Origin of the sequence: Streptomyces hygroscopicus subsp. hygroscopicus, assembly GCF_001553455.1 — a bacterium.
GTDB classification, from domain to species: Bacteria; Actinomycetota; Actinomycetes; order Streptomycetales; family Streptomycetaceae; genus Streptomyces; species Streptomyces hygroscopicus.
The window spans coordinates 21,570-43,201 of the sequence record NZ_BBOX01000260.1; the positions used below are offsets into that span (position 1 = coordinate 21,570).

Sequence of the window (21,632 nt, forward strand, 5' to 3'; positions counted from 1 at the left end):
GCTCCATTCACCGGGCTGAGTCGACGTCAGTTCGACCAACTGAAGGCCGCTGTCGGCCGGGCCATGGTCATCGCGGACGGTGGCTATCGGGGCACCGGCCTGCTCATTCCGCACTGCCGTGAACGCGGCCAGACCGAACTGCCAGCTTGGAAAGAGGAGCACAACACCTCCCACCAAGGTCCGGGCCCGCGTCGAGCATGTCTTCGCGCGGATGAAGGCATGGAAGATCCTTCGTGACTGCCGCCTGAAAGGCGACGGCGTTCACACCGCCATGCTCGGCATCGCCCGGCTGTACAACCTCGCCCTCGCGGGGTAACTCCCGCCCTATACGAGACCAGGGAGGCCCAAGGGAGGTGGCTCCCTGCCTCCCCGCCTCACAGGGTGTTCAGTCGATGCAGAACTCGTTGCCCTCGATGTCCAGCATCGGGATGCACGAGTCGTTGCCGTCGTACAGCGTTTGCACGTGGACCGCGCCGAGCGGGATCAGCCGTTTGCATTCGGCCTCGAGTGCGGCGAGGCGTTCCTCACCCACGAGTCCCGTGCCGACCCGCACATCGAGATGCACCCGGTTCTTGACGGCCTTGCCCTCGGGGACGCGCTGGAAGTACAGTCGCGGCCCCACACCCGAGGGGTCGACGCAGGCGAACCATGCATCCCGCTCCTCAGGCGACTGGGAACGCTTGAAATCGTCCCAGGTGGCGAACCCCGCGGGTGGTGGCGGTACGACGTAGCCCAGCACCTCGCACCAGAAGCGGGCGAGGCGCTCGGGTTCCGCGCAGTCGAAGGTGACCTGGAACGTCCTGATCTCTGACATCGGCGCACCGTACCGCGTACCAGGGGGATCCCGCCGCTCATTTCCCCAGGCGGATCCGTCCGCCACCCGTCGCATCCTGGGCCGCTCGCAGATCAGGTGGACGTCGAGGCCGGCGGGGGCCTCCTTCCTCAGCACCGTCGACGATGGCCTTCACCCTGCGCCACGGACGACGTCCTTGCGCACACTGCCGACGATTAGCGCGGCAATGAGAATGAGTCCCGTGACGATATTCTGCACATAGGAACTCACGTCCAGGAGGTTCAGGGCATTCGCGATCACCGTGATGAATATCGCTGCCGTGAAAGTCCCCAGCAGCGTCCCCCGCCCGCCTCGAAGGGCAGTCCCACCGACAACAGTGATCGCTATCGCGTTCAGTTCCATGTCCTTGGCCATGGTCCCGCCGGAGGAGGACAGCAACGCGGATAGCCCGATCGCGGCGATAGCGGTGAACAGCCCAGTGAGGCCAAATGCCAGGATCTTTACGCGGTCCACAGGAATCCCCGCCATGCGCGCGGCCGGCTCACTGCTGCCGATCGCACGTAGGCGTCGGCCGAAGTAGGTCCGGTACAGAAGGCAGTATGACGCGGCCGCGACCACGAAGAAGGCAATGAACACCAGAGGCACTCCCGCCACCGTCGCCGTACCCAACTGCTGAAAATAGTAGGAATTGATGGGGATCACCTGCCCGCCAGTCGCAATGAACGCGACGGCCAGATAGATATTCAGCATACCGAATGTGGAAATGAACGGAGGTATTCTGAGCTTGGTCACTACTACACCATTCGTCAGCCCGAGCAATATGCCGACCGCAATTGCTAGTAGCAACGCCATGCCGATCGTTGTCGCCGGCAGTACCTTAGCCGTTACGACACCGACAACCGCTATAATGCCGGCGACCGAGAGGTCGAAAAGCCCCGCCGTGATGAGAAGCGTCATTCCGCAGGCCACCAAGCCCGCGAACGAAGCCTGCGTGGCTATGTTCTGCAGGTTGGCCCTATTTCCGAAGTCCGGCACGAAGACGGATAGTCCAACGATCACGACCGCGGTCGTTACTTGCAGGTAGTAACCCGTCATGAAGGAAAGAAGGTACGACCGTCGTTCCCTCACGTCAGCCTTCGATGGACCGTCCTCCACAGCACTCTGCAGCTGGTTGGTCATCTCAACCTCCCACTATCATTTGGCGAAGGAAAACCCGACGGATGCTGTCGAGGGAGAGCGCAAAGATGAGCAGCACGCCAACCGCGAGGTACTGGTAATACGAAGGAATGTTGAGGAGGTTAAGCGCGGAAGAAATCATCGCGAGCAGTAGCGCGGCTGCCAGTGTCCCCACCACATTTCCAGTCCCACCGGTGAGGCTGGTGCCGCCCAGAACCACTACCGCGATAACCTGCAGTTCGACTCCGCTGCCGAGGCTTCCGTTGACGAGGCCGAGTTGGCTCGTCAGCAGCACACCGCCCATGCCCGCCGTAAAACCCGATAGCGTGAACGTCATCAAAGTGACGCGCTGGACATTGATACCGCTGTCACGGGCCGCTTCTGGACCTCCTCCGACGGCACATATGTGCCGCCCAAAGGCTGTGTAGTGGAACACCAGATATGCGAGGCCCAGCAGGACTATGGCGATGAAAAATGGAATCGGCAAGCCAACGAGCCGCGCTGAGGTTACGCGCCCCAGAGCGCGATTCACGCCGTCGACCGTACCGCCGTCCGTGGCCAAAAGGGCCGCGCCACGAACAATACCCATGGTGCCAAGCGTCGCAACGAATGCAGGTACCCGCAGGTAGGCGATGAGTGCACCGTTGACGAGGCCGATGAAAGCACCCGCAATGATCCCAGCCAGTACCCCGAAACCGAGTCCGGCCGTGGAAATGAAAATAGCGGTCACGCAGGCACACAATCCCTGAGCGGAGCCGACCGAAAGATCGAGGCCCCTCAGCGCGATCACAAACGTCATACCAAACCCGATCACCGCAATGATCGATCCGTTGATGAGCACGTTAGTGACATTGCTGGGGGACGTGAAATTCGGCACGAGCAGCGTCCCTGCGACCATCGCCAGCAGGAACGGCACAAAGACGCCGTAGTCCTCGATCAGCTTCCAGGCACCGAAAGCGGATGAGACGGACCAGCGGCCACCAGTCGGGCTCGCCCATCGAGGGGCCACCCGCTTAATCACACTATTGGTCATGATGCTGCCTCCTCACTCTTCGTTCGGAGTGCGGCGGCCAAAATGGACTTCTCATCGATGTCTGCGCCGGTCAGTTCCGCCATCACCCGTCCGGCCCGCAATACCAGGCAACGGTCGGCAAGCGCCACCAACTCGGATGTGTCCGATGTGCTGACCAGGACAGTGACGCCAGCGCGCGCCAACTTCTTGATCAGATGATAGATCTCCTCCTTTGCGCCGATGTCGACACCGCGAGTTGGCTCGTTGAGCAACAGCACGCCACAATCCGCGAGCATGGCACGCCCCAGCAGAACCTTTTGCTGATTTCCGCCGCTGAGATTCCCGATCAGCTGCTGGGCACGGTCGACGCGGATTTTGAGATCCTGCTTGAGCCGTGTGTACGTCCGCGTTTCCGCCTGCGGCGAGGGAACCCACTTGGCAACCCTCTCACGCTTCCTTTGGCTCGCCGAGATCACCATATTCTCCAGCACGTTGAGGTGTGGAAGAATGCCCTCCGACTTACGGTCCTCGCTCAGGAGGAAGATTCCAGAGGAAATTACTGAAGCCGGCGAGCTGTTGCTCACAGGTTCGCCGTCGAGCGTAATTTCACCTCGGCTCGGGAGCATACCGAAAACACTTTGCATGATTTCTGTCCGGCCGCATCCGACGGGACCGGAAAGCCCGAGGATCTCACCTCTCCGCGCGCTGAAGGAAACCGGCTCATGCAGCCGCGGACACGTCAGACCCTTCACCTGCAGTCGGATGGGCCGGTCGTCTGCAGCAGCCCTCCTGGACACGGGCTGAGACATGTGCGGCTGAAACTCGCGACCGAGCATCAATTCGACCAGGCGCTTCTCACTCAGCTGCGATACAGGGAGATCTGCCACTTTGCACCCGTCTCGAAAAACAGCGATGCCATCGGAAACATCGAACACCTCATCGAGACGGTGCGATACGTAGAGCACGGCTTTTCCTCGATTGCGCAGACGCCGCACAAGGGCCAGCAGCCTGTTTACTTCGTCACCCGAGAGTGCCGCCGTTGGTTCGTCCATAATCAGGACGTCGAACTTTCGTGACAGAGCCCGCACAATTTCGACCATCTGCTGGTCGCCGATGCTGAGTGTACCGACGGTCTGAGAAGGATCCAGCTCGAGATCAAGCTCGGCCAGCAGCTCCACTGCCCGACGCTTGGCCTCCTTGGGACGGATCAACCCGAGCCGAGTTACCTCATGGCCCAGGAAAATGTTCTCCGTTACGGTGAGTTGGGGAACCAGCCGGAACTCCTGGCTGACGATACTGATTCCCGCACTGTGTGACTGTTGAGCATTGTGCAGGACCGTCTCGGTTCCGTGCAGTCGCACGATCCCGGACGACGGCTGCTCGATCCCCCCAAATATCCGAATCAGAGTGCTCTTGCCAGCTCCGTTCTCGCCGACCAGGGCCTTTACTTCACCAGGGTGGAGAGCCAGGTCCACGCCACGGAGCGCCCGAACCCCAGGATAGGAGCGGCTGATGCCTATCGCCTCTAGCACCGGTGGCTTGTCACTCATCTTTGAGTCCTTTCCTGGGGCCGTTTCGTCCGACGCGAGGTGCGCCCTATTTCGAGTGCTGACGGGACCTTAGGTATGCGTCCAGGTTCGTTGAGTCGACTACCCGAATAGGAACTCTCAAGGTCTTCGTCGCCGGCTCGTCGTAGTTCGGAGACTTGCCCTCGAGAAGCCGCAACGCAGTCTCTACTGCCAGCTTCCCCTGAGCGTAGGGATCCTGAGCGACCGTGGCCGTCTCTGTTCCCTCCCGGATGAGGTTCATCTCTACCGGGTCGCCATTGAAACCGACCAGCTTGAAATCCTTGCCTTTTCCTGAGGCTTGGATGGCACGTGCCGCCCCTTGCACGTTGTTGCTGTTCATCGCGTAGATGCCATCAAGATCAGGATGGGCTGAGAGCATGTCCTGAGTTGCCTTGTAGGCAGTGTCAACGGTCTGGCCCGGCAGGCTTGCTACGACACGGAAGTGCGGATCACGGGCCAGTTCTTCCTTGAAGCCTTCACTGCGCTCCTTGCCGACAACCACGCCAGGCGCAAGGTCGACGATCCCGATCTTGTGTTGGCCCGGCCTTCCGGAAAAGGCCCTCTTCATGTACTCGGCTGCCTGTTTGCCGCCATCCCGATTGTCCGACAGGATATAAGCGTCGTAATCGCCTTGAGCGCCGACGTCACCGATAATTACAGGGATCTTTTGCCGATGGGCTTGATTGATGGTGGCCGGAAGGGCGGCCGGCTGGACAGGCGACACGATCAAGGCCGAGATACGACGGCTTATGAGGCTCGCACTGTTGGAAACTTGTTCCAGTTGCGAACTCTTCGCGTCAGCGATAATTGCCCTGACGTGTCTCCTGGCCGCTTCTTCCTTGATTCCCGCTGCATAGGTCTGGAAGTAAGGATCCTGCAAGTCGAATACCGAGTATCCGATGGTTACAGGGTGCTTGGCTCTGAACTGGATATTCGCACTTCCAGGCAGGGCGGTCTGGGCACCGCTGGCGCAACCGCTAATGACTAGAAGAATAGTAGCCATCGCTGCCGAGATTGGAACACTCTTCTTCACGTTTCCTCCTCGGTTAGCCTAAAGGGCTGTCCCGTAACTGCTGGTCATGGGTGAGATGAGCTTCCCGTGTCCGGTGTGAGCACAGCGTCGGAGCCTTCCTGGATAGCCCCGTTCGCCGGGCTGGCCAGTGCCGGTTCGGCAAGCTGATCAGCGCTCTGCGGCGTGCGGGTGCGGACCCGGTGCGCAAGGGCCGGCCCTGGAGCCAACGTGCCCCGCTGTTCGTGGTGTCCAGGTCGGCCGCCGACTGGATCATCGACGAGCACGTCTGCACAACCTCACCCTGGCCGGGTGACGGAAAACGAGCAGGTCACCTGCCATGCTGTAGATCATTGACAGGACAACGCTCAGGTAGCCTGAAGGAATTCGAGCAAGGAGTGGGCGAGCTGATCCGGTATTTCTTCGGCGAGCTGATGGCCCGCCGGCAGAATAAGGCCCGTTACATTCGTCGCCAGCTTCTTCATCTGTTCCTCGACGTACGGCCCGTGGAACTTTTCCGCGCCAATCGCAAGCACGGGGATGGTGATCGGGTTCTTCTCGGCCGCGTAGTTCAGCTCGGCATCTTCGATCGATGCCCGATAAATTTCGCACATGGCGCGGATGCCACCTGGTGCGGAATAGGCGCGGATGTATTCTTCGATTGCGTCTTGGCTGACCGCCTGAGGGTTGTCTGCCTCGTGACGGAAGAAGTAGTCGAAGTAGATTCGTTCGCGGCCCGTGATGAGCATTTCCGGGTAGTCGCGAACCGCGTAAAAGTTGACGTGCCAATGCCAATTGCGTGAAGCGTAGTTCTCCTTCGTGAGGAACGACTTGGCTTCAAGGCCATATCCAGGTATGCCGGCATCAATGAAGGCCAGACGCCGGACCTTGTCACGATACTGGGATGCGACATGGTAGGCCGTCACTGCCCCCCAGTCTTCTCCGACGAGATCGTAACTGCCATGGCCGAGGTGGTCGGCGAGCTGGGCGATGTCCTCAGCCATGGTGATGGAATCGTATCCATCGCGAGGCTTCTCGGAATCTCCGAGACCACGGAGGTCGGGAACAATGACCTTGTAGTGCGACGTGAGGTGAGGGAGTACACGCCGCCAGTAGTAGGAGGTCTTGGGCACGCCGTGGAGAAGGAAAACCGGCTCGCCCTGACCGGCCGTGTAGTAGTGCAGTCGCACTCCATTGACTGTCGCACGTGCGTGCTGTACTGGCGTGCCTTCGTGATCCGTGATGATGTTCGCCATAGCGGTCCTTCGATGAGGGGATTCCCCCATGCGTGTGAGCGATTCAGATGATTCGCGCGACGTGGGGGCTCGGTTAGAGATCGTGCTTCGGGGACGCTGAGAACTGCGAGTGGGCGAGTGAGCCGGACGCGAGGATCACTCTGTGCTGAGGGCCTCGCCCACGACGGCAGCGGAGCGTCTGTCCAACGCGAGACAACGTTGACTCGATGAACGTAACGCGGGCGGGATCACGTTGTCCAGACTCGGTACGTCCCGAGTTGACATACCGCCTCTCACCAGGCCCTATGTGTGAGACAACGTTGGCTCAGTCGTGTCTCATGGGCTCGACTACGTTGTCTAGACTGGGCAGCAGGGGGCGGAGTGCTTGAGATGCTGTTGCGTGCTGACCAGCAGGGAGCAGCTCGTCCAACGAGTCGGAGTCAGAAGGGCGTTCATGAGGAATCCGTCAACTGAGCCAGCAGGGCGTCGGCCGACCATGACTGATGTAGCCCGTCTGGCCGGCGTAAGTGTGAAGACCGTTTCGCGAGTGATCAATAACGTCGCCACCGTCGACGACGTTCTTGCTGGGCGCGTCCGGGAGGCAAGTGAACGTTTGGGGTACCGGCCGAATCAGGTGGCAGCGAGCCTGAGGGCCGGGCGCGCCACCGGAACGATTGGTGTCCTGGTCAAAGACGTGAGCAACGCCATGTACGCGACGATCGTCGCCGGTGCGACCAGTGTGGCGGAGGACAGGAAGACCCGGGTCATCACCGCACACACCGGCGAGAACTCGGACGCCGAACTGGCTGTTATCGACGACCTGTGCCGGCGCCGCGTCGACGGGCTGCTCATCGTCCCAAGCGGGGGCGACCATGCCTCATTGCGACAGGAGATCGATCACGGCGTGCCGATGGTCTTCGTTGATCGAGCTCCGAGCGGGCTCGAGGCGGACAGCGTGCTGATTGACAACTACGGTGGCAGTAAGAGTGGGGTTGCGAGACTCATCGCAAGTGGCCACAGCAAGATAGGGATCATCCTGGACAAGTTGTCGCAGCAGACGATGAGTGAGCGGTTGGCGGGTGCGCAGGCGGCATTTGCTGAGGCTGGAATGAGTCTCGACAGTGACCTCATCCGGACGTCAGTTTCAAATCCGGCGGAAGCTGCGGCCGCGGCTGCGGAGCTGATCCAGTCACGGCCCGCGCCCACTGCTTTTTTCTGCGGCAATAATCGCCTTGCAGTAGGTGTCCTGGAGCTTCTTTGGGACGGGGGATACGATCACGCCCTCCTGGGGTTCGACGACATTCCTCATGCTCGCCTCATGCCGCGCCCAGTAAGTTGCATTGTTTATGACAGTAGGGTTCTCGGTATGATCGGTGCCAAATTGCTCTTCAGGCGTATCGACGGGGAGGAGTTTTCCCCGAAAACCGTAACGTTGCCCACGCAAGTCATTGACTACCGCGGGACGCATGGAGATCAGTACGCCGCCGGGCGTCGTGCATAGTTGCACGTCGCCTGATGCTCCAGCTGTAGGGCATGATCTTCATGGGGCCGTGCCGCCGGTAGTGGCTGGTCCGGGCTCGCGCTTGATGGCGGCGTCGCCAGTCGGACCAGCCCAGCCGGTGGCTGCTCGGCGAGCCGTGGACGGGTGCGACGGCTCAGCCTCTGGGCAGTGCACGAAGTCGTTCGTTACGGGCGTCCAGCGCCTGCTGAGTAGCGGGCATGATGAGGTCGCCGCCGGGTCCGGCGCTGTCCTGGGCACGTGTGGCGTACGGACGCTGGTTGGACTCGTACTCGTCGAAGGCCGTTTCCAGGTCTCCTTGATGCTTGTGCAGCGCCTGGGCCAGTAGCCAGGTGCCGGTGATGGCCAGGGATGCGCCGCGGCCGGACAGGTTGGAGGCGCAGTGCGCGGCGTCGCCGACCAGGACGACCCGGCCCTTGTGCCAGGTCGGCATGTGAATCTGGCTGACGGAGTCGAAATACAGTTCTGGATCACTGCGTACGGCGTCGAGGATCTCGGGAACCCGCCATTCGTCGTGGCCGGCGAACACCTCGAGCAGGATCCGCCGTTGGGCGTCGAGGTCGCGGTAGTCGTAGTCGATCCAGTCGGAGCGGAAGCTCAGGACGCCGAGCGCGGTGTCGTGGTAACGGGCGATGCCGATCATGTGACCGGGCCAGTTGAGGAACGAGCTCTCCCGGTCGCCGCCCCGCTGCGCGGGCAGGCCGGTGAGGGCGACGTAGAAGCCGAGGTGTCTCAGGTAGTCGCCCTCGGGCCCGAACGTGAGCCGGCGGGTCAGCGAGTGCATTCCGTCGGCTCCGACGACCAGGTCGAAGCGGTCCTGCCTGCCGGAGGCGAACGCGACATCGACGCCGGCACCGTCGTCGTGGAGGTGGGCAATGGATTCCCCGAAGACCAGCGAGGTCGTGGTGGGCAGCGCCCCGTGCAGGACGTGCGCAAGGTCTTCGCGGGGAATTTCGATGTCGTCTTCGGAGTCGCCTATCTCGCTGACGGGAAGTTCAGCAAGCACGGTGCCGTCGGCGTCGATGAATTGGGACCGCTCGGTCATGGTGACCCGGCGGGCGTGGATCTGGTCGAGGACGTTCATCGAGCGGGCGGCGTCGAGGGCGTCGCCACGCACGTCGATGGGTGAGCCGTTGACCCGCAGATGGTTGGCGCGTTCGACGATGGTGACGTCGTTGCCGGTGACGCCGAGGTTGATACCGGCGGCGAGGCCGGCTATGCCGGCTCCGGAGACGAGAATGCGCATGTCTTACTCCAATAAGAAACGAGAAGTATCGTGTCCGTGAGGCAGCATGATGCGGGGGCCGGTACCGACCCTGGACAGGATCGGAACGCGGGGGAATGGGCCAGGTGTGGCGGGCGCGCGACGCGTCGCCCGGCCGGCGTGTCGCCGTCACGTGCCTCGAACCGCCGGGGTCGCGGCACGCCCCCTCGTTCACCGGTGTGCTGCGCGAGCGCTTACGTCGATGAGGTGATCATCTAGATCGGCAACGAAACCCTCGCGCCGCCACGGACGCAGTTCCTTACGCGCCTGGCGCAGCCGTAGCGCAGGTACACGCCCGCCGGTGCTGGCTGCCGAATCAACGCAGGCGTGCAGGAGGTCCGCTGCCCTTTCCGGCGCACCGAGGCGGATGCAGGCCAGGGCCTGGTCGGTTGAGACGATGGCCCGTTGTACCCGCTCACGTGGCCTGTCCAGGGCCTCCGCGCTGTCGGCGAAGACATCGTGCGCGACCGCCGCATCTCCTACGTACAGCTCGCACAGGCCCTCGAAGCCGCGTAGGTGATCGGCGGTGAAACTCGTTGGTGCCGGATCGCCGTCCAGGTCGCGGTCGAGGTCGTACCAGGCGAGCGACAATGCCGTCTGCGCGTGCCGCTCGGCGCCCGACCGGGCGGCGATCTCGGCCTGTAGCGCATGTGCTCGGGCCCGGACACGGACGCTGTCGCCGGTACGGGCATCGCGTACTGCGGCGTCGACCAGCTCACGGGCCGCTTCGATGCCTGGTGCCGAGTACAGGGTGACCAGGGCGTGGCTCATGTGAACGACTGCCCGGCGCCAAGGGACGCCGAGTTTCCCTGCCGCGTCGGTGGCGGCCGCGTAGAGCGCGCGGGACGCCTGGTCATCCCCGGTCTCGAACGCCAGCCGCCCGGCGAGGGTGTACGCCTGTGCTGCGACCGTGCGCAGTTCGGACCGCAGCGGGCCGGGCACGCCGCCGGCCAGCAGTCGCCGACAGGACTCGATCACCGGCGCGAGCAGCAGCTGCAGCCGGGCGAAAGGTAGCGAGCCGACCTGCGCATTGACATCGGCAACGGCTGCCCGCATCCCGGCGAGCAGCGCATCGTCGACCCGCGCCGGATCGGCGAGCGCGGCCGCCATCGATAGCTGGGTCGTGGGCCCCAGTAGAGCGAGCAGCCCGGTGCCGTCGTCGGTGGCCGTGCGTACGAGCAGGGCACGCAGCTCACGTAGCTGCGTCTCTGACTCGCCCAGGTCGGCGAGGGCATTGAGCAGCTGGGCGAAGTCGCTTCCGGAACCGAGCGCGATCTGACCATCGGCGTCGCGGGCGTAGAGGTGCGCGAGCAGTAGTTGGTACCGATCACTGGGGAGAATGGGGCGTTTCGCGCTCTCCCACCGGGCGACGGACCGTTGCACACTTGCGGCCGAGGAGTCGAGCGGTTGGCCGAGCCGACGCGCTGTCTCGACGAGCGCTCTCGCTGTGTCGGCCAGGGACAAGCCTCGCGCCTTTCGGAGAGCTTTGAGGGCAGCAGCGCCACGAAGGCTTTCACACGTGCTCATACCCTCATCATGCCGGTGATCCGCGTCACACGGGCACGATGAGATGCGGTTTCACCTGCTGCGCTGCGTAATCAAGGGTGTGCCAAGTCCCGGAGGTCCCGTGAGGGCCCGCCAGAGGGAATCCGATGACCATGTCGGAGTGGTCGACCATCCATCGATTCCGAGCGTGAAATGCGGGCGTATGGAGCTGTTCGGCGCGCAGCTCGATCACCTCCGTGATGCGGCTGCGGCTGCGGATGATGGCCTGTCGCGCATCATCAGGCTGCTGTTGGACCGTGCCAGGGACGACGACCGTGATCCGTGCTTTGGTGTTCCCGGCTAGCCACAACAGGGACAGGCTGTCGATGCCCTTGGCTCCTCCGATGTAGAAGTGGGTGCTGGCGGCTACGAAAGGGCTGAGGTAGTTGGCGAACAGCTTGGCGTAACTGGCCAGATCACGATGTGCTGTTGACCGGGTGCCGGTAATGGTCACAGCTCGATTCATGATCCACTCCGTGTCATAGATTGTCATATCCCATACCGACTAATGGTGCGATGACATCGATGCATGGACGCATCCGGTTACCGCGACCTCGCCGATCGACTGAAAGCCTACGGACTGTCGATAGTGGCGAAGGGTGCACAGCTGAGTGTGGCGAATCCGCTCGGCACCGATCTGGTGGAGGAGATCGCCAGCAAAGGGGGACGCTACGTCGCCACCTGGGGGTATGAACTCGGTGAGCGTGACGACGAGGGCGGTACGGCTCTCCGCCTCGCCTTTCTTCTCGGCGCGTGTCCGGGAGGTGCGGTATGAAGACCAGAGCCCTGCCGTGGACACCGCCGCCTGCCGTTGATGTCGAGGCGTTACCCGTGGGTAAATGGTGGGACGCCGTGCGGGCCCCGGCGATCCTCGGCGAACGTGCCCTGAAGACGCTCGGCGACGAGACCGGCGCCGTGATCCAGGACATGTACGGCACTCTGTACTGGCTCGTCGCCGTGGGGTCCATTGAGCGGAACTGGCAACTGCGGGGGGTTCGCCTCCTGACCGAACTCGCCGACGAGCGGACCTACCTCGGCGTACCGCCCGTCTCCTGGACGACGGGCCCCAGGTCCCACTGGCGCGTATCCCTCGGCCCCGACAGCTACCTGACCCACCCCTGGCGCCTGCGGCAGGCACTGGCCGAGGCCGACCGCGCCGAGTACGGGCCCATGCCCGAGGGCCGCCAGCTCTGCTACGGCTGCCAACTGCCCACCGACGAACCCATCCCGGTCGACGTGGATGGCCGAGGCAACGACGTCGGCGAGATCATCTACGCCTGCCCCACCCACGCACCGCTCTACCCGACAGGCCAACGCCCCCGAACCCTCACCAGCGCATCCGCAGCCGAGCACGAGGGGCGCCGATGAAGAGGGACCAGCCGGCCACCACGGCGCCGGGCCCGGCCGGTATCGACCCGGCCGCCCTCACCCGGGAGCAACTTCTGGGCTGGCGCTGCGCGCTGTGCGGGACGCTGCTCACCGGGGACCGCCCGCTCGGCACGGTCACCGTCAGCCAGGGACCCGCCCTCACCACCTACCCCCTGTGGGCCTGCGACCCCAACTGCACCACAGAGAACGCATGGCGCGCCGCCCTCACCCACGCCGCGGGCTGTGAAGCGTGCAGAACGGGCGAGTGCGCGACCGGCCAGCGCCCTCCTGGACGCCTACTCAACAGCCATCCGGCAGGAACACGCGGAAGACGCCGGATGAGACACCACCGGCAGCCTCCCACCGAGCGGGCCGCGCTGCTCGCCTTCCGCACCGCCCGGCCGGTTCTGTCCCTCAGCCCGATCCCGCTGCTGCCGGTCCTCGCGCTCCACCTCTGCGTGGCCGGGGACTCGGCCCGATAGACGGCCGGGGACTCGGCCCGATAGACCGGGTGGGCCGCCGGTGGCCCGGGGTCCCCCGCCCCGGGCGCGGACTTCGGCCGGCGGTTCACCCTCTCGACCCTGGTCCGGCTGCCATGTGACGGCGCTGGCGGCCGGACCAGGCCCCACGCTCAGCGAGAGGACATCGTGACCCAGCCCCACTGTGCCGATCCGGACTGCCTGATCTGCGAGAACGGATGGGTGGCAACCACTCCCGAGCCGTACTCGGTCGTCCGCGATATCGCGTATGCCATCGGCGTCGCCGTCCTCGTCGCGCTCCCGCCACTGCTGCTGATCTACAGCTACGCCCGCCGCAGCTGATTCGCCGTGCGGGCCCTACGCGGGTGAGCCGCTGCGGGGCCGCTCGGGCAGTACGGCCCGGTCGGGGGGAGGCGAGGGGGCGGCCGTGGTTCTGGCGGTGGTGAGGTCCTCGATGCGGTCGGCGAAGTCCGGTTCCGGCAGGGGGAGGTCGATGTCGGGGTCGTCGGTGAAGTCGACGGCCCGGGCGACGTAGTCGATGACCGCCGTGGTGGCGGGCGGGACCTCCTGTCCCCTCTTGAGCCCGTGCAGGATGCGCAGGGCGGCGGCCATCTCGTGGTCGGTGGTGGCCCAGTCCTCCACGGTGTCGGTCACCGGTGGGACGTCGTTGCCCGCCTGCTGGTGCCACCACTCCAGCCAGGCGTGCGCCTGGCCCTCTTCGTTCAGGGCCATGTGGTGGAGGTAGAGGCAGTACGCGGCGGCGGGGTCGCCGGCGCCGGCGGCGAACTGCCACCAGAACTGGGCGTGGTCCTCATGGCCGGCCAGTTGCAGGACGCAGCCGAGGACACGGGAGCCGGGCGGCTCCAGGATCCGGCGGGTGAGGAAGTCCCGCAGCTGGGTCAGCGCGTCGGGGCGGGCGATGATCGCCTCGCACAGGGTGTGCAGGTCCTGCGCCATCCGTTCGTCCGCGCTCGGTGCTGGGCTTCCGGGGGCCGCGGGCGTCCGCCGGGGGGGTTCCGGGGGGCGCTCGTGGAGCGGGGCGCCACCGGGGTGGGCGAGGCGGGCGGCGAGCCGGGCCTCGGCGGCGTCGAAGTCGATGGGAGGGGTGGGGTTGAGGAGGGCCCGCGCGAGGACGCGGTCAATGGGTGAGGTCATCGGTGTTCCTTGGCCAGGAGCTGTTGCAGACGGCGGCGGGCGTAGCGGGCGGTGGAGCGGACGCCGGCTTCGGTGATGCCGAGGTGGGTGGCGGTCTCGGCGACGCTGTAGCCGCGGCAGTGGAGCAGGATGACCACGTCCTGCTGGCGCTCGGGGAGTTGCTTGATCGCCTGGTAGAGGTTCAGGCTCTCCTCGAGCATGGCGATCGGGTCGACCGCGTCCTTGAGCATCGCCGTTTCGAAGGTCGCGTTGTCCAGGAGGGCGGGGCCGCGGTTGCGGGCGCGGGCGAGGTCGATGGCCCGGTTCTTCATGACCTTCCAGGCGTAGGCGGCCGGGTTCTCCATCCTCAGGACCTTGGGCCAGCAGCGCAGCAGTTGTTCGAAGGCGGCGTCGACGGCTTCTTCGGCGTCGGCGTGGTTGCCGAGGTAGACCATGGCCCGGTCGATGTACGCCTTGCGGTGGAGTTGGTGGAAGGCACGGAAGTCCGCGGGGAGCCCGGTGGTCATCGAGGTGATGTGGCGTTGCGAGCGCAGGAAATCGTGGGTCACCGCTCCCCTCCGCCCTTGTTGCTGCGATGCAGTTCCGATACGCCGACGCGGACTCCCATCGCGGCCGCGCGGCGCAGGAGGGCGATGGCGTCACTGCCGAATACCCGTGTGACGAGTACGGCGGTGACGACGTTCACCACGGTTTGAAGATTCACGGACTTCGTTGTCCTTCTGTTCGTCGTACGAGGAGTGGCCCCCACACGCCCCGCGAGTGCGCCGTGTTGCGCCCTCTGTTCAGATAGCGCTCGGGGCGGCCGGTTCGTGCATCCGATGAGCTTAAAATCTTACGGAACGCAGCGATCCAATTACGGAAGTATGAAAATCACATCGCCAGCGTCCGGGCGAAAGCCCCCATCGCGTCCCCCCCATCGCGTCCCCGGCACCGGCACTCGCGCCATGGCCCCGGCGGTCACCGCGTGCTAACCAGGGGGCATGTCTCACAGCGATGCGTATGACGTCGTCATCGTCGGCGGGGGCCACAACGGTCTGGTCGCCGCCGGGTACCTCGCCCGCGCCGGGCGGAGCGTGCTGGTGCTGGAGCGCCTCGGCCGCACCGGCGGCGCGGCGGTGTCCACCCGGCCGTTTCCCGGTGTGGACGCACGGCTGTCGCGCTACTCCTACCTGGTCAGCCTGTTGCCGCGGCGGATCGTCGACGACCTCGGACTGCGCTTCGCGGTGCGCAGGCGCGCGGTGTCCTCGTACACGCCCGACGTCCGGGGCGGACGCCACACCGGGCTGCTGGTGGACGCCGGGGGCACGGCCCGGACGCGCGCCGCGTTCACGCGGCTGACCGGGTCGGACCGGGAGTACGAGTCCTGGCAGCGCTTCTACGGCATGACCGGGCGGGTCGCCGAGCGGGTCTTCCCGACCCTGACCGAACCGCTGCCCACCCGCGCGGAGCTGCGGGCGCGAATCGGGGACGACGCGGCGTGGGAGGCGCTGTTCGAACGGCCGCTGGGGGAGGCGATCGAGGCCGCCTTCGACGACGACCTGGTCCGGGGCGTGGTCCTCACCGACGCGCTCATCGGCACCTTCGCCGGCGCCCACGATCCGTCGCTGCGTCAGAACCGCTGTTTCCTCTACCACGTGATCGGCGGCGGCACCGGCGACTGGGACGTCCCCGTCGGCGGCATGGGCGCGCTCACCGACGCCCTCGCCGACGCCGCCCGCGCGGCAGGCGCCCGGATCGCCACCGGACGCGAGGTCACCGCGATCGCCACCGACGGCACCTCGGCGGAGGTGCGGTACTGGGACGAGGCGGGGGAGTCCACCGCGGCGGCCCGGTACGTGCTGGTCGGCGCCGCTCCGCGGGAGCTGGCACGGCTGCTGGGCGAGGAGCCGCCCACCCCGCCCGCCGAAGGGGCGCAGCTGAAGGTGAACATGGTGCTGCGCAGGCTGCCCGCGCTGCGCGACCGCGAGGTCGACCCGCGCGAGGCGTTCTCCGGGACGTTCCACATCGCCGAGGGATACGGCGCCCTGGAGGAGGCGTACCGCCAGGCGGCCGCGGGGGAGCTGCCGCACCGGCCGCCCTCGGAGATCTACTGCCACTCGCTGACCGATCCGTCGATCCTCGGTCCGGAGGCGGCCCGCGCGGGCTACCAGACCCTGACCCTGTTCGGACTGCACGCCCCCGCCCGGCTGTTCACCGAGGACAACGACGTGGCGCGCACCGCGCTGTTGCGGGCCACCCTCGCGGAGCTGGACGCGCACCTCGCCGAGCCGATCGCCGACTGTCTGGCCCATGACGCCGACGGCAGGCCGTGCATCGAGGCCAAGACCCCGCTGGACCTGGAGGCCGAGCTGCGGCTGCCCGGCGGCAACATCTTCCACCGGGACCTGGCCTTCCCGTACGCCCAGGAGGGCACCGGCCGCTGGGGGGTGGAAACCCGCCACGCCAATGTGCTGCTGTGCGGCGCGGGCGCGGTGCGCGGCGGCGGGGTGAGCGGAATCCCCGGGCACAACGCGGCCATGGCGGTGCTGGAGAGGTGATTCCCGGGCGGACGGGACCCGCCGCCGCGGGAACATGGGGGCGGGGTCCGCCACCGCCGGAAGAAGCGGAGGGGGCCGCCGCCGCGCAGAGGAACGGGCGGGGGTCCGCTGCCGCGCAGACGAACGGACGACGGGATCCGCCACCGTCCGAAAGCGGAGGGGGTCCGTCGCCGCGCGTACATGGGGGCGGGGTCCGCCACCGTCCGAAGCAGCGCACGGGACCGGCCGCCGCCCAAAGAATCTGACGTAGCGTCAGAAAAAGTCTTCCTTCGTCCGGCGCCCTGCGGCATCCTGCCGCCCATGCAGACGGAGCTGAGCACAAGGCTGGGTGTCGAGCACGCCGTCTTCGGCTTCACGCCGTTCCCCGCCGTGGCCGCGGCGATCAGCCGGGCCGGCGGGTTCGGGGTGCTCGGCGCGGTCCGCTACGGCGCGGGCGAGGACCTGGCACGCGACCTCGACTGGATGCAGGAGCACACCGACGGCGCGCCCTACGGCCTGGACGTCGTGATGCCCGCCAAGAAGGTCGAGGGCGTCACCGAGGCGCAGATCGAGGCGATGATCCCCGAGGGCCACCGCGCGTTCGTCCGGGACACCCTCGCCAAGCACGGCGTCCCGGAGCTCGCCGAGGGCGAGGCGTCCGGCTGGCGGATCACCGGCTGGCTCGAGCAGGTGGCCCGCAGCCAGCTCGACGTCGCCTTCGACTATCCGGTGAAACTCCTGGCCAACGCCCTGGGTTCGCCTCCGCCCGACGTCGTCGCCCGCGCCCATGACCACGGCATCCTCGTGGCCGCCCTCGCCGGCAGCGCCCGCCACGCCCGCCACCACCAGGAGGCGGGGCTCGATGTCATCGTCGCCCAGGGCTACGAGGCGGGCGGCCACACCGGCGAGATCGCCTCCATGGTGCTCACCCCCGAGGTGGTGCGGGCCGTGGACCCGCTGCCCGTGCTCGCCGCGGGCGGCATCGGCAGCGGTGAGCAGATCGCCGCCGGGCTGGCCCTGGGCGCCCAGGGCGTCTGGATCGGCTCCCTCTGGCTCACCACCGAGGAGGCCGAACTGCATTCGGCGGCGCTCACCCGCAAACTGCTCGCGGCCGGGTCCGGGGACACCGTGCGCTCCCGCGCCCTCACCGGCAAACCCGCCCGCCAGCTGCGCACCGAGTGGACCGACGCCTGGGAGGACCCGGACGGTCCGGACCCGCTGCCCATGCCGCTCCAGGGGCTGCTGGTCGCCGAGGCCGTCTCCCGCATCCAGAAGTACGAGGTGGAACCGCTGCTCGGCACGCCGGTCGGCCAGATCGTCGGCCGGATGGACTCCGTCCGCCCGGTGCGGGCCGTCTTCGACGATCTGACCCGCGGCTTCGAGCGCGCCATCGACCGGGTCAACCGCATCGCCGGGCGCGCCTGACCCCGCCCGGCCCCGCCCGACCCGTTTCCGTATCACCTGCCGCATCACCTGTCGCATCACCTGTCGCGTCACCTTCCGCACCGCCTTCCGCACCGCCTGACACCGCCGTCAGAAGGAGGACCGGACCGCCATGTCCCCTACACCCAACGGCTTCTGGGCCCAGGCCGCGCTCGAGCCCGACCGCACGGTGCTCATCGCCCCGGACGGTGAGGAGTGGACCGCCGGCCGGTTGCACGGCGCGTGCAACCGGCTCGTCGGCGGGCTGCGCGCCGCCGGGCTGCGCCGCGGCGACGCCCTGGCGATCGTCCTGCCCAACGGCGTGGAGTTCTTCGTCGCCGCGCTCGCCGCCACCCAGGCCGGGCTCTACCTGGTGCCGGTCAACCACCACCTGGTCGGCCCCGAGATCGCCTGGATCGTCTCCGACTCCGGGGCCAAGGTGCTGATCGCCCACGAGCGCTACGGTGAGCAGGCGGCCGCGGCGGCCGACGAGGCGGGGCTGCCCCCGACCCACCGCTATGCGGTCGGCGCGATCGACGGCTTCCGCCCGTACGCCGAACTCGTCGCGGGACGGTCCGGGGAGCCGCCCGCCGACCGCGAGCTGGGCTGGGTGATGAACTACACCTCCGGCACCACGGGCCGGCCGCGCGGCATCCGCCGCGCGCTGACCGGCAAGCTCCCCGAGGAGAGCCACCTCGGCGGCTTTCTGCGCTTCTTCGGCATCAGGCCGCGCGCCGAAGAGCCCGACCACGTCCATCTGGTGTGCTCACCGCTCTACCACACCGCCGTACTGCAGTTCGCGAGCTCGGCGCTGCACATCGGCCACCCCCTGGTGGTCATGGACAAGTGGACGCCGCGGGAGATGCTCCGGCTCATCGACACCCACCGCTGTACGCACACGCATATGGTGCCCACCCAGTTCCACCGGCTGCTCGCCCTCCCCGAGGAGGTCAGGCGGTCCTATGACGTCTCGTCGATGCGCCACGCCATCCACGGGGCCGCGCCCTGCCCGGATCACATCAAACGCGCGATGATCGACTGGTGGGGCGGCTGTGTCGAGGAGTACTACGCGGCCAGCGAGGGCGGCGGCGCGTTCGCCACCGCCGAGGACTGGCTGAAGAAGCCGGGGACGGTCGGCCGCCCCTGGCCCATCAGCGAGATCGCCGTCTTCGACGACGAGGGCAACCGGCTCCCGGCCGGTGAACTCGGCACCGTCTACATGAAGATGTCCACCGGGGGCTTCACCTACCACAAGGACCGGAAGAAGACCGAGAAGAACCGCATCGGCGACTTCTTCACCGTCGGCGACCTCGGCGTGCTGGACGAGGACGGCTATCTCTACCTCCGCGACCGCAAGATCGACCTGATCATCTCCGGTGGGGTCAACATCTACCCCGCCGAGATCGAGGCCGCGCTGCTCACCCACCCGGCCGTCGCCGACGCCGCCGCCTTCGGAATCCCGCACGAGGACTGGGGCGAGCAGGTCGTCGCGGTGGTGGAACCCGCCGAGGGGCATCCGCCGGGGCCCGAGCTGGCCTCGGAGATCCTCGCCCACTGCGCCACCCGGCTCGCGGGCTACAAATGCCCGAAATCGGTGGAGTTCATAGCGGAGATGCCGCGCGACCCCAACGGCAAGCTCTACAAGCGGCGGTTGCGCCAACCCTACTGGGAGGGGCGGTAGGCGCAGGTCAGGGGCAACATTGAGCGTGGGGTTGTCAACTTAATGTCGGTCGCGCTATATAAGAAGGCATAGGGCATCGCACGCAGCGCGATACGAAAGGAGTGATCTGTGATGCTCATGCGCACCGACGCCTTCCGGGAGCTCGATCGCCTGTCCCAGCAGCTGCTCGGCACCGCCACACGGCCGGCCGCCATGCCGATGGACGCCTACCGGGCGGGCGACGAATTCGTCGTCCACTTCGATCTCCCGGGCATCGATCCGGCCACCATCGATCTCGATGTCGAGCGCAATGTGCTGACCGTCCGCGCCGAGCGCCGCTCCCCGGCCCCCGAGGGCGCCGAGATGATCGCCTCGGAGCGCTCCTCCGGCCCGCACACCCGTCAGCTCATCCTCGGCGACACCCTCGACACCGAGCGGATCGACGCCTCCTACGACGCGGGCGTCCTCACCCTCCGCCTGCCGATCTCGGAGAAGGCCAAGCCGCGCAAGATCAAGATCAGCGAAGGGGCGAGCGCTCCGCACCAGCTGACCGCCTGACGCATCTCCCCCCCACTCCTTCACGAGAAAGGCGCTCTCACACCCATGTTCCAGCAGCGTCGCCCGGGGCGGCAGGAACCCGGTATGACGTACGACGAGCTGATCGAGGCGGTGCGGTACGACGGTCTCTACCCCACCCGGGAGCGGGCCGAGGAGGTCACCCGCACCGTGCTGGCCGCCCTGGGACGCCAGCTCACCGGTGAGGAACGGGTCGCCCTCGCCGGGGTGCTGCCCAGGCGGGCGGCGCGGGTGCTCGCCGCCGAGATCCCCGCCCCCGAGCGGCTGACCGGCTGGGGCTTCGTCAAGGACATCGCCGCACACACCCCCGGATCGACCCGGGCCACTGCCCGCTGGGACGCCGGATCCGTGCTGGGCATCGTCGGACGGCTGGCAGGCCCCGAACTGCGGCGCCGCATCCTCGGCCAACTCCCCGAGGGCTACGCGCTGCTGTTCGGCCAGGCCGAGCTGGCCCGCCCGCCGCAGCCCGCCTGACCCGGTCCGCGCCACGGGGCCGGTCCCGCTTCCCCGCGGGACCGGCCCCGTGGCGCGGCCGCGGTGCGGCGCCCTATCGTGCCAGAGCCCGCCGCGCGCCGGGCCGCCCGTACCGCCGAGAGAGGGGCCCCGCCCATGCGACCGCACCTGTCCCCCCGTCATGCGCTGATCGCCGTGCTGGCCACGGTCGTGCTGGGCACGGGGGCCACGGCGGGGGCCGCGGCCGCCGTCGCCGCTCCGGGCGGCCTCGTCCGCGCCTCCCTGCGCCCGCTGGTCGAACTGTCCGCGGAGCGCGCACTGGTGGCCGACGAGGTCGCCGCCGCGAAATGGGGCACCGACAGCCCGATCGACGACCCGGCGCGGGAGCGGGAGGTGCTGGACGCGGTGGCGCGGCAGGCCGAGGAGCTGGGCGCCGATCCGGTGGCCACGGCGAGGATCTTCCGCGACCAGATCGAGGCCAGCAAGGTCGTCCAGCGCGGCCTGTACCGCCGCTGGGCCGCCGATCCCGCCCAGGCGCCCACCGACCGCCCCGACCTCGGGCGGATCCGGCTGGAGATCAACCGGATCAACGGCGAACTCGTGCGTGCCATCGCGGACTCGGCGGCCCTGCGCGAGGCCCCCTCCTGCGAGGGACGGCTCACGGCCGGGGCCGCCGCCGTGATCCACGGGCGGCGCCTGGACACGCTGCACACCGTGGCGCTGGGCCGCGCACTGCCGTCGGTGTGCGAGCGCGCGGAGCGGTAGCGCGGCGGGGTGCGGTACGGCCACGGCCGCGGCCAGCGCGGCGGGGTGCGGCATGGCCACGGGCCCGGCCAGCGCGCGGCCAGCGCGGCGGGATGCGGCAGAGCCACGGGCCCGGCC

The 21,632-nt window shown here is 67.1% G+C and carries 23 protein-coding genes and 3 pseudogenes; 14 read left to right on the forward strand and 12 right to left on the reverse strand.

Annotated elements, in window-relative coordinates; all coding sequences use genetic code 11:
* Window positions 1-42 precede the first annotated feature (42 nt).
* A pseudogene (locus tag AXW62_RS25070) lies at window positions 43-316 on the forward strand (transposase); the annotation flags it as partial.
* Window positions 317-385: 69 nt separating this feature from the next.
* Here AXW62_RS25070 and AXW62_RS25075 read toward each other — a convergent pair.
* The 5 genes from AXW62_RS25075 to AXW62_RS41400 form a co-directional block, all read right to left on the reverse strand.
* A complete protein-coding gene (locus AXW62_RS25075; protein ID WP_014677231.1) occupies window positions 386-814 on the reverse strand; it encodes a VOC family protein in 429 nt (142 codons plus the stop codon).
* Window positions 815-964: 150 nt separating this feature from the next.
* Window positions 965-1,972, reverse strand: a complete 1,008-nt coding sequence (locus AXW62_RS25080) for an ABC transporter permease (protein WP_060946492.1) — start codon at window positions 1,970-1,972, stop codon at window positions 965-967.
* A gap of 1 nt (window position 1,973) precedes the next feature.
* Window positions 1,974-3,002 (reverse strand): ABC transporter permease, encoded by a 1,029-nt coding sequence (locus AXW62_RS25085; protein ID WP_060946493.1) that lies wholly within the window; start codon window positions 3,000-3,002, stop codon window positions 1,974-1,976.
* Window positions 2,999-4,531: a sugar ABC transporter ATP-binding protein gene (locus AXW62_RS25090; RefSeq protein ID WP_060946494.1), complete on the reverse strand. Its 1,533-nt coding sequence runs from the start codon at window positions 4,529-4,531 to the stop codon at window positions 2,999-3,001. Before AXW62_RS25090 ends, AXW62_RS25085 begins: the two co-directional genes overlap by 4 nt.
* 46 nt (window positions 4,532-4,577) lie before the next feature.
* Entirely contained in the window at window positions 4,578-5,582 is a 1,005-nt protein-coding gene (locus AXW62_RS41400) for a substrate-binding domain-containing protein (protein WP_159060954.1), read from the reverse strand.
* Window positions 5,583-5,648: 66 nt separating this feature from the next.
* Between AXW62_RS41400 and AXW62_RS41405 the strand changes: the two are divergent.
* Window positions 5,649-5,839, forward strand: a pseudogene (locus tag AXW62_RS41405) (IS5/IS1182 family transposase); the annotation flags it as partial.
* 87 nt (window positions 5,840-5,926) lie between these two features.
* Here the strand turns inward: AXW62_RS41405 and AXW62_RS25095 are convergent.
* Window positions 5,927-6,814 carry an alpha/beta fold hydrolase gene (locus AXW62_RS25095; RefSeq protein WP_107406344.1) on the reverse strand — a complete coding sequence of 296 codons (888 nt, stop codon included), beginning with the start codon at window positions 6,812-6,814 and terminating at the stop codon, window positions 5,927-5,929.
* A gap of 475 nt (window positions 6,815-7,289) precedes the next feature.
* On the opposite strand from AXW62_RS25095, the gene AXW62_RS25100 reads away from it, so the two are divergent.
* Window positions 7,290-8,294, forward strand: coding sequence for a LacI family DNA-binding transcriptional regulator (locus AXW62_RS25100; protein WP_062011767.1), 1,005 nt, complete (start codon window positions 7,290-7,292; stop codon window positions 8,292-8,294).
* A gap of 154 nt (window positions 8,295-8,448) precedes the next feature.
* Here the strand turns inward: AXW62_RS25100 and AXW62_RS25105 are convergent, their stop codons facing one another.
* Entirely contained in the window at window positions 8,449-9,558 is a 1,110-nt protein-coding gene (locus AXW62_RS25105) for an FAD-dependent monooxygenase (protein WP_060946496.1), read from the reverse strand.
* A 56-nt stretch (window positions 9,559-9,614) separates the two neighbouring features.
* Here AXW62_RS25105 and AXW62_RS46085 point away from each other — a divergent pair.
* Window positions 9,615-9,779: pseudogene (locus AXW62_RS46085) on the forward strand (serine/threonine-protein kinase); the annotation flags it as partial.
* Here the strand turns inward: AXW62_RS46085 and AXW62_RS25110 are convergent.
* A complete protein-coding gene (locus AXW62_RS25110; protein WP_174556426.1) occupies window positions 9,748-11,103 on the reverse strand; it encodes an NsdA family TPR-like regulatory protein in 1,356 nt (451 codons plus the stop codon). The pseudogene AXW62_RS46085 and the gene AXW62_RS25110 overlap by 32 nt on opposite strands.
* A gap of 25 nt (window positions 11,104-11,128) precedes the next feature.
* Window positions 11,129-11,614, reverse strand: coding sequence for a DNA-processing protein DprA (locus AXW62_RS25115; RefSeq protein ID WP_244503218.1), 486 nt, complete (start codon window positions 11,612-11,614; stop codon window positions 11,129-11,131).
* A 36-nt stretch (window positions 11,615-11,650) separates the two neighbouring features.
* Between AXW62_RS25115 and AXW62_RS25120 the strand changes: the two genes are divergently transcribed.
* From AXW62_RS25120 to AXW62_RS44105, 4 genes are all read left to right on the forward strand, one after another.
* Entirely contained in the window at window positions 11,651-11,896 is a 246-nt protein-coding gene (locus AXW62_RS25120) for a hypothetical protein (RefSeq protein ID WP_060946497.1), read from the forward strand.
* A complete protein-coding gene (locus AXW62_RS25125) occupies window positions 11,893-12,489 on the forward strand; it encodes a hypothetical protein (protein WP_060946498.1) in 597 nt (198 codons plus the stop codon). The genes AXW62_RS25120 and AXW62_RS25125 overlap by 4 nt, the downstream gene beginning before the upstream one ends.
* Window positions 12,486-12,971, forward strand: coding sequence for a hypothetical protein (locus AXW62_RS25130; protein WP_060946499.1), 486 nt, complete (start codon window positions 12,486-12,488; stop codon window positions 12,969-12,971). The genes AXW62_RS25125 and AXW62_RS25130 overlap by 4 nt, the downstream gene beginning before the upstream one ends.
* 165 nt (window positions 12,972-13,136) lie before the next feature.
* On the forward strand, window positions 13,137-13,310 hold the full coding sequence (locus tag AXW62_RS44105; protein WP_159060955.1) for a hypothetical protein: 174 nt from the start codon (window positions 13,137-13,139) through the stop codon (window positions 13,308-13,310).
* A gap of 15 nt (window positions 13,311-13,325) precedes the next feature.
* On the opposite strand, the gene AXW62_RS25135 is transcribed toward AXW62_RS44105, so the two are convergent.
* The 3 genes from AXW62_RS25135 to AXW62_RS44595 are packed head-to-tail and all read right to left on the reverse strand — an operon-like array spanning window position 13,326 to window position 14,826.
* Complete coding sequence (locus tag AXW62_RS25135) at window positions 13,326-14,123, reverse strand: hypothetical protein (protein ID WP_060946500.1); 798 nt, start codon at window positions 14,121-14,123, stop codon at window positions 13,326-13,328.
* Window positions 14,120-14,671, reverse strand: a complete 552-nt coding sequence (locus AXW62_RS25140; RefSeq protein ID WP_078961908.1) for an RNA polymerase sigma factor — start codon at window positions 14,669-14,671, stop codon at window positions 14,120-14,122. The genes AXW62_RS25135 and AXW62_RS25140 overlap by 4 nt, the downstream gene beginning before the upstream one ends.
* A complete protein-coding gene (locus tag AXW62_RS44595) occupies window positions 14,668-14,826 on the reverse strand; it encodes a hypothetical protein (protein WP_164502468.1) in 159 nt (52 codons plus the stop codon). The genes AXW62_RS25140 and AXW62_RS44595 overlap by 4 nt, the downstream gene beginning before the upstream one ends.
* A gap of 277 nt (window positions 14,827-15,103) precedes the next feature.
* Here AXW62_RS44595 and AXW62_RS25145 point away from each other — a divergent pair, with 277 nt between their 5' ends.
* From AXW62_RS25145 to AXW62_RS25170, 6 genes are all read left to right on the forward strand, one after another.
* Window positions 15,104-16,660, forward strand: coding sequence for a phytoene desaturase family protein (locus AXW62_RS25145; RefSeq protein WP_060946501.1), 1,557 nt, complete (start codon window positions 15,104-15,106; stop codon window positions 16,658-16,660).
* 300 nt (window positions 16,661-16,960) lie between these two features.
* The gene (locus tag AXW62_RS25150) at window positions 16,961-18,064 is read left to right on the forward strand and encodes an NAD(P)H-dependent flavin oxidoreductase (protein WP_060946502.1); all 1,104 of its coding nucleotides are present in this window, start codon (window positions 16,961-16,963) and stop codon (window positions 18,062-18,064) included.
* A gap of 130 nt (window positions 18,065-18,194) precedes the next feature.
* Window positions 18,195-19,742, forward strand: a complete 1,548-nt coding sequence (locus tag AXW62_RS25155) for an acyl-CoA synthetase (protein ID WP_060946503.1) — start codon at window positions 18,195-18,197, stop codon at window positions 19,740-19,742.
* A gap of 111 nt (window positions 19,743-19,853) precedes the next feature.
* Window positions 19,854-20,279, forward strand: coding sequence for an Hsp20/alpha crystallin family protein (locus AXW62_RS25160; RefSeq protein ID WP_060946504.1), 426 nt, complete (start codon window positions 19,854-19,856; stop codon window positions 20,277-20,279).
* Between the two features lie 45 nt (window positions 20,280-20,324).
* Window positions 20,325-20,771: a DUF2267 domain-containing protein gene (locus tag AXW62_RS25165; protein ID WP_030829493.1), complete on the forward strand. Its 447-nt coding sequence runs from the start codon at window positions 20,325-20,327 to the stop codon at window positions 20,769-20,771.
* A 135-nt stretch (window positions 20,772-20,906) separates the two neighbouring features.
* A complete protein-coding gene (locus AXW62_RS25170; protein ID WP_060946505.1) occupies window positions 20,907-21,515 on the forward strand; it encodes a chorismate mutase in 609 nt (202 codons plus the stop codon).
* Window positions 21,516-21,632: the final 117 nt, after the last annotated feature.

Coding starts and splice junctions, on each gene's coding strand:
- AXW62_RS25105 (WP_060946496.1), bottom strand. CDS start 9,558: ATGCGCATTCTCGTCTCCGGAGCCGGCATAGCCGGCCTCGCCGCCGGT.
- AXW62_RS25110 (WP_174556426.1), bottom strand. CDS start 11,103: ATGAGCACGTGTGAAAGCCTTCGTGGCGCTGCTGCCCTCAAAGCTCTC.
- AXW62_RS25150 (WP_060946502.1), top strand. CDS start 16,961: ATGCAGACGGAGCTGAGCACAAGGCTGGGTGTCGAGCACGCCGTCTTC.
- AXW62_RS25145 (WP_060946501.1), top strand. CDS start 15,104: ATGTCTCACAGCGATGCGTATGACGTCGTCATCGTCGGCGGGGGCCAC.
- AXW62_RS25155 (WP_060946503.1), top strand. CDS start 18,195: ATGTCCCCTACACCCAACGGCTTCTGGGCCCAGGCCGCGCTCGAGCCC.
- AXW62_RS25115 (WP_244503218.1), bottom strand. CDS start 11,614: ATGACAATCTATGACACGGAGTGGATCATGAATCGAGCTGTGACCATT.
- AXW62_RS25075 (WP_014677231.1), bottom strand. CDS start 814: ATGTCAGAGATCAGGACGTTCCAGGTCACCTTCGACTGCGCGGAACCC.
- AXW62_RS25170 (WP_060946505.1), top strand. CDS start 20,907: ATGCGACCGCACCTGTCCCCCCGTCATGCGCTGATCGCCGTGCTGGCC.
- AXW62_RS25090 (WP_060946494.1), bottom strand. CDS start 4,531: ATGAGTGACAAGCCACCGGTGCTAGAGGCGATAGGCATCAGCCGCTCC.
- AXW62_RS25085 (WP_060946493.1), bottom strand. CDS start 3,002: ATGACCAATAGTGTGATTAAGCGGGTGGCCCCTCGATGGGCGAGCCCG.
- AXW62_RS25165 (WP_030829493.1), top strand. CDS start 20,325: ATGTTCCAGCAGCGTCGCCCGGGGCGGCAGGAACCCGGTATGACGTAC.
- AXW62_RS25130 (WP_060946499.1), top strand. CDS start 12,486: ATGAAGAGGGACCAGCCGGCCACCACGGCGCCGGGCCCGGCCGGTATC.
- AXW62_RS25160 (WP_060946504.1), top strand. CDS start 19,854: ATGCTCATGCGCACCGACGCCTTCCGGGAGCTCGATCGCCTGTCCCAG.
- AXW62_RS25125 (WP_060946498.1), top strand. CDS start 11,893: ATGAAGACCAGAGCCCTGCCGTGGACACCGCCGCCTGCCGTTGATGTC.
- AXW62_RS25120 (WP_060946497.1), top strand. CDS start 11,651: ATGGACGCATCCGGTTACCGCGACCTCGCCGATCGACTGAAAGCCTAC.
- AXW62_RS25135 (WP_060946500.1), bottom strand. CDS start 14,123: ATGACCTCACCCATTGACCGCGTCCTCGCGCGGGCCCTCCTCAACCCC.
- AXW62_RS25080 (WP_060946492.1), bottom strand. CDS start 1,972: ATGACCAACCAGCTGCAGAGTGCTGTGGAGGACGGTCCATCGAAGGCT.
- AXW62_RS25095 (WP_107406344.1), bottom strand. CDS start 6,814: ATGGCGAACATCATCACGGATCACGAAGGCACGCCAGTACAGCACGCA.
- AXW62_RS25100 (WP_062011767.1), top strand. CDS start 7,290: ATGACTGATGTAGCCCGTCTGGCCGGCGTAAGTGTGAAGACCGTTTCG.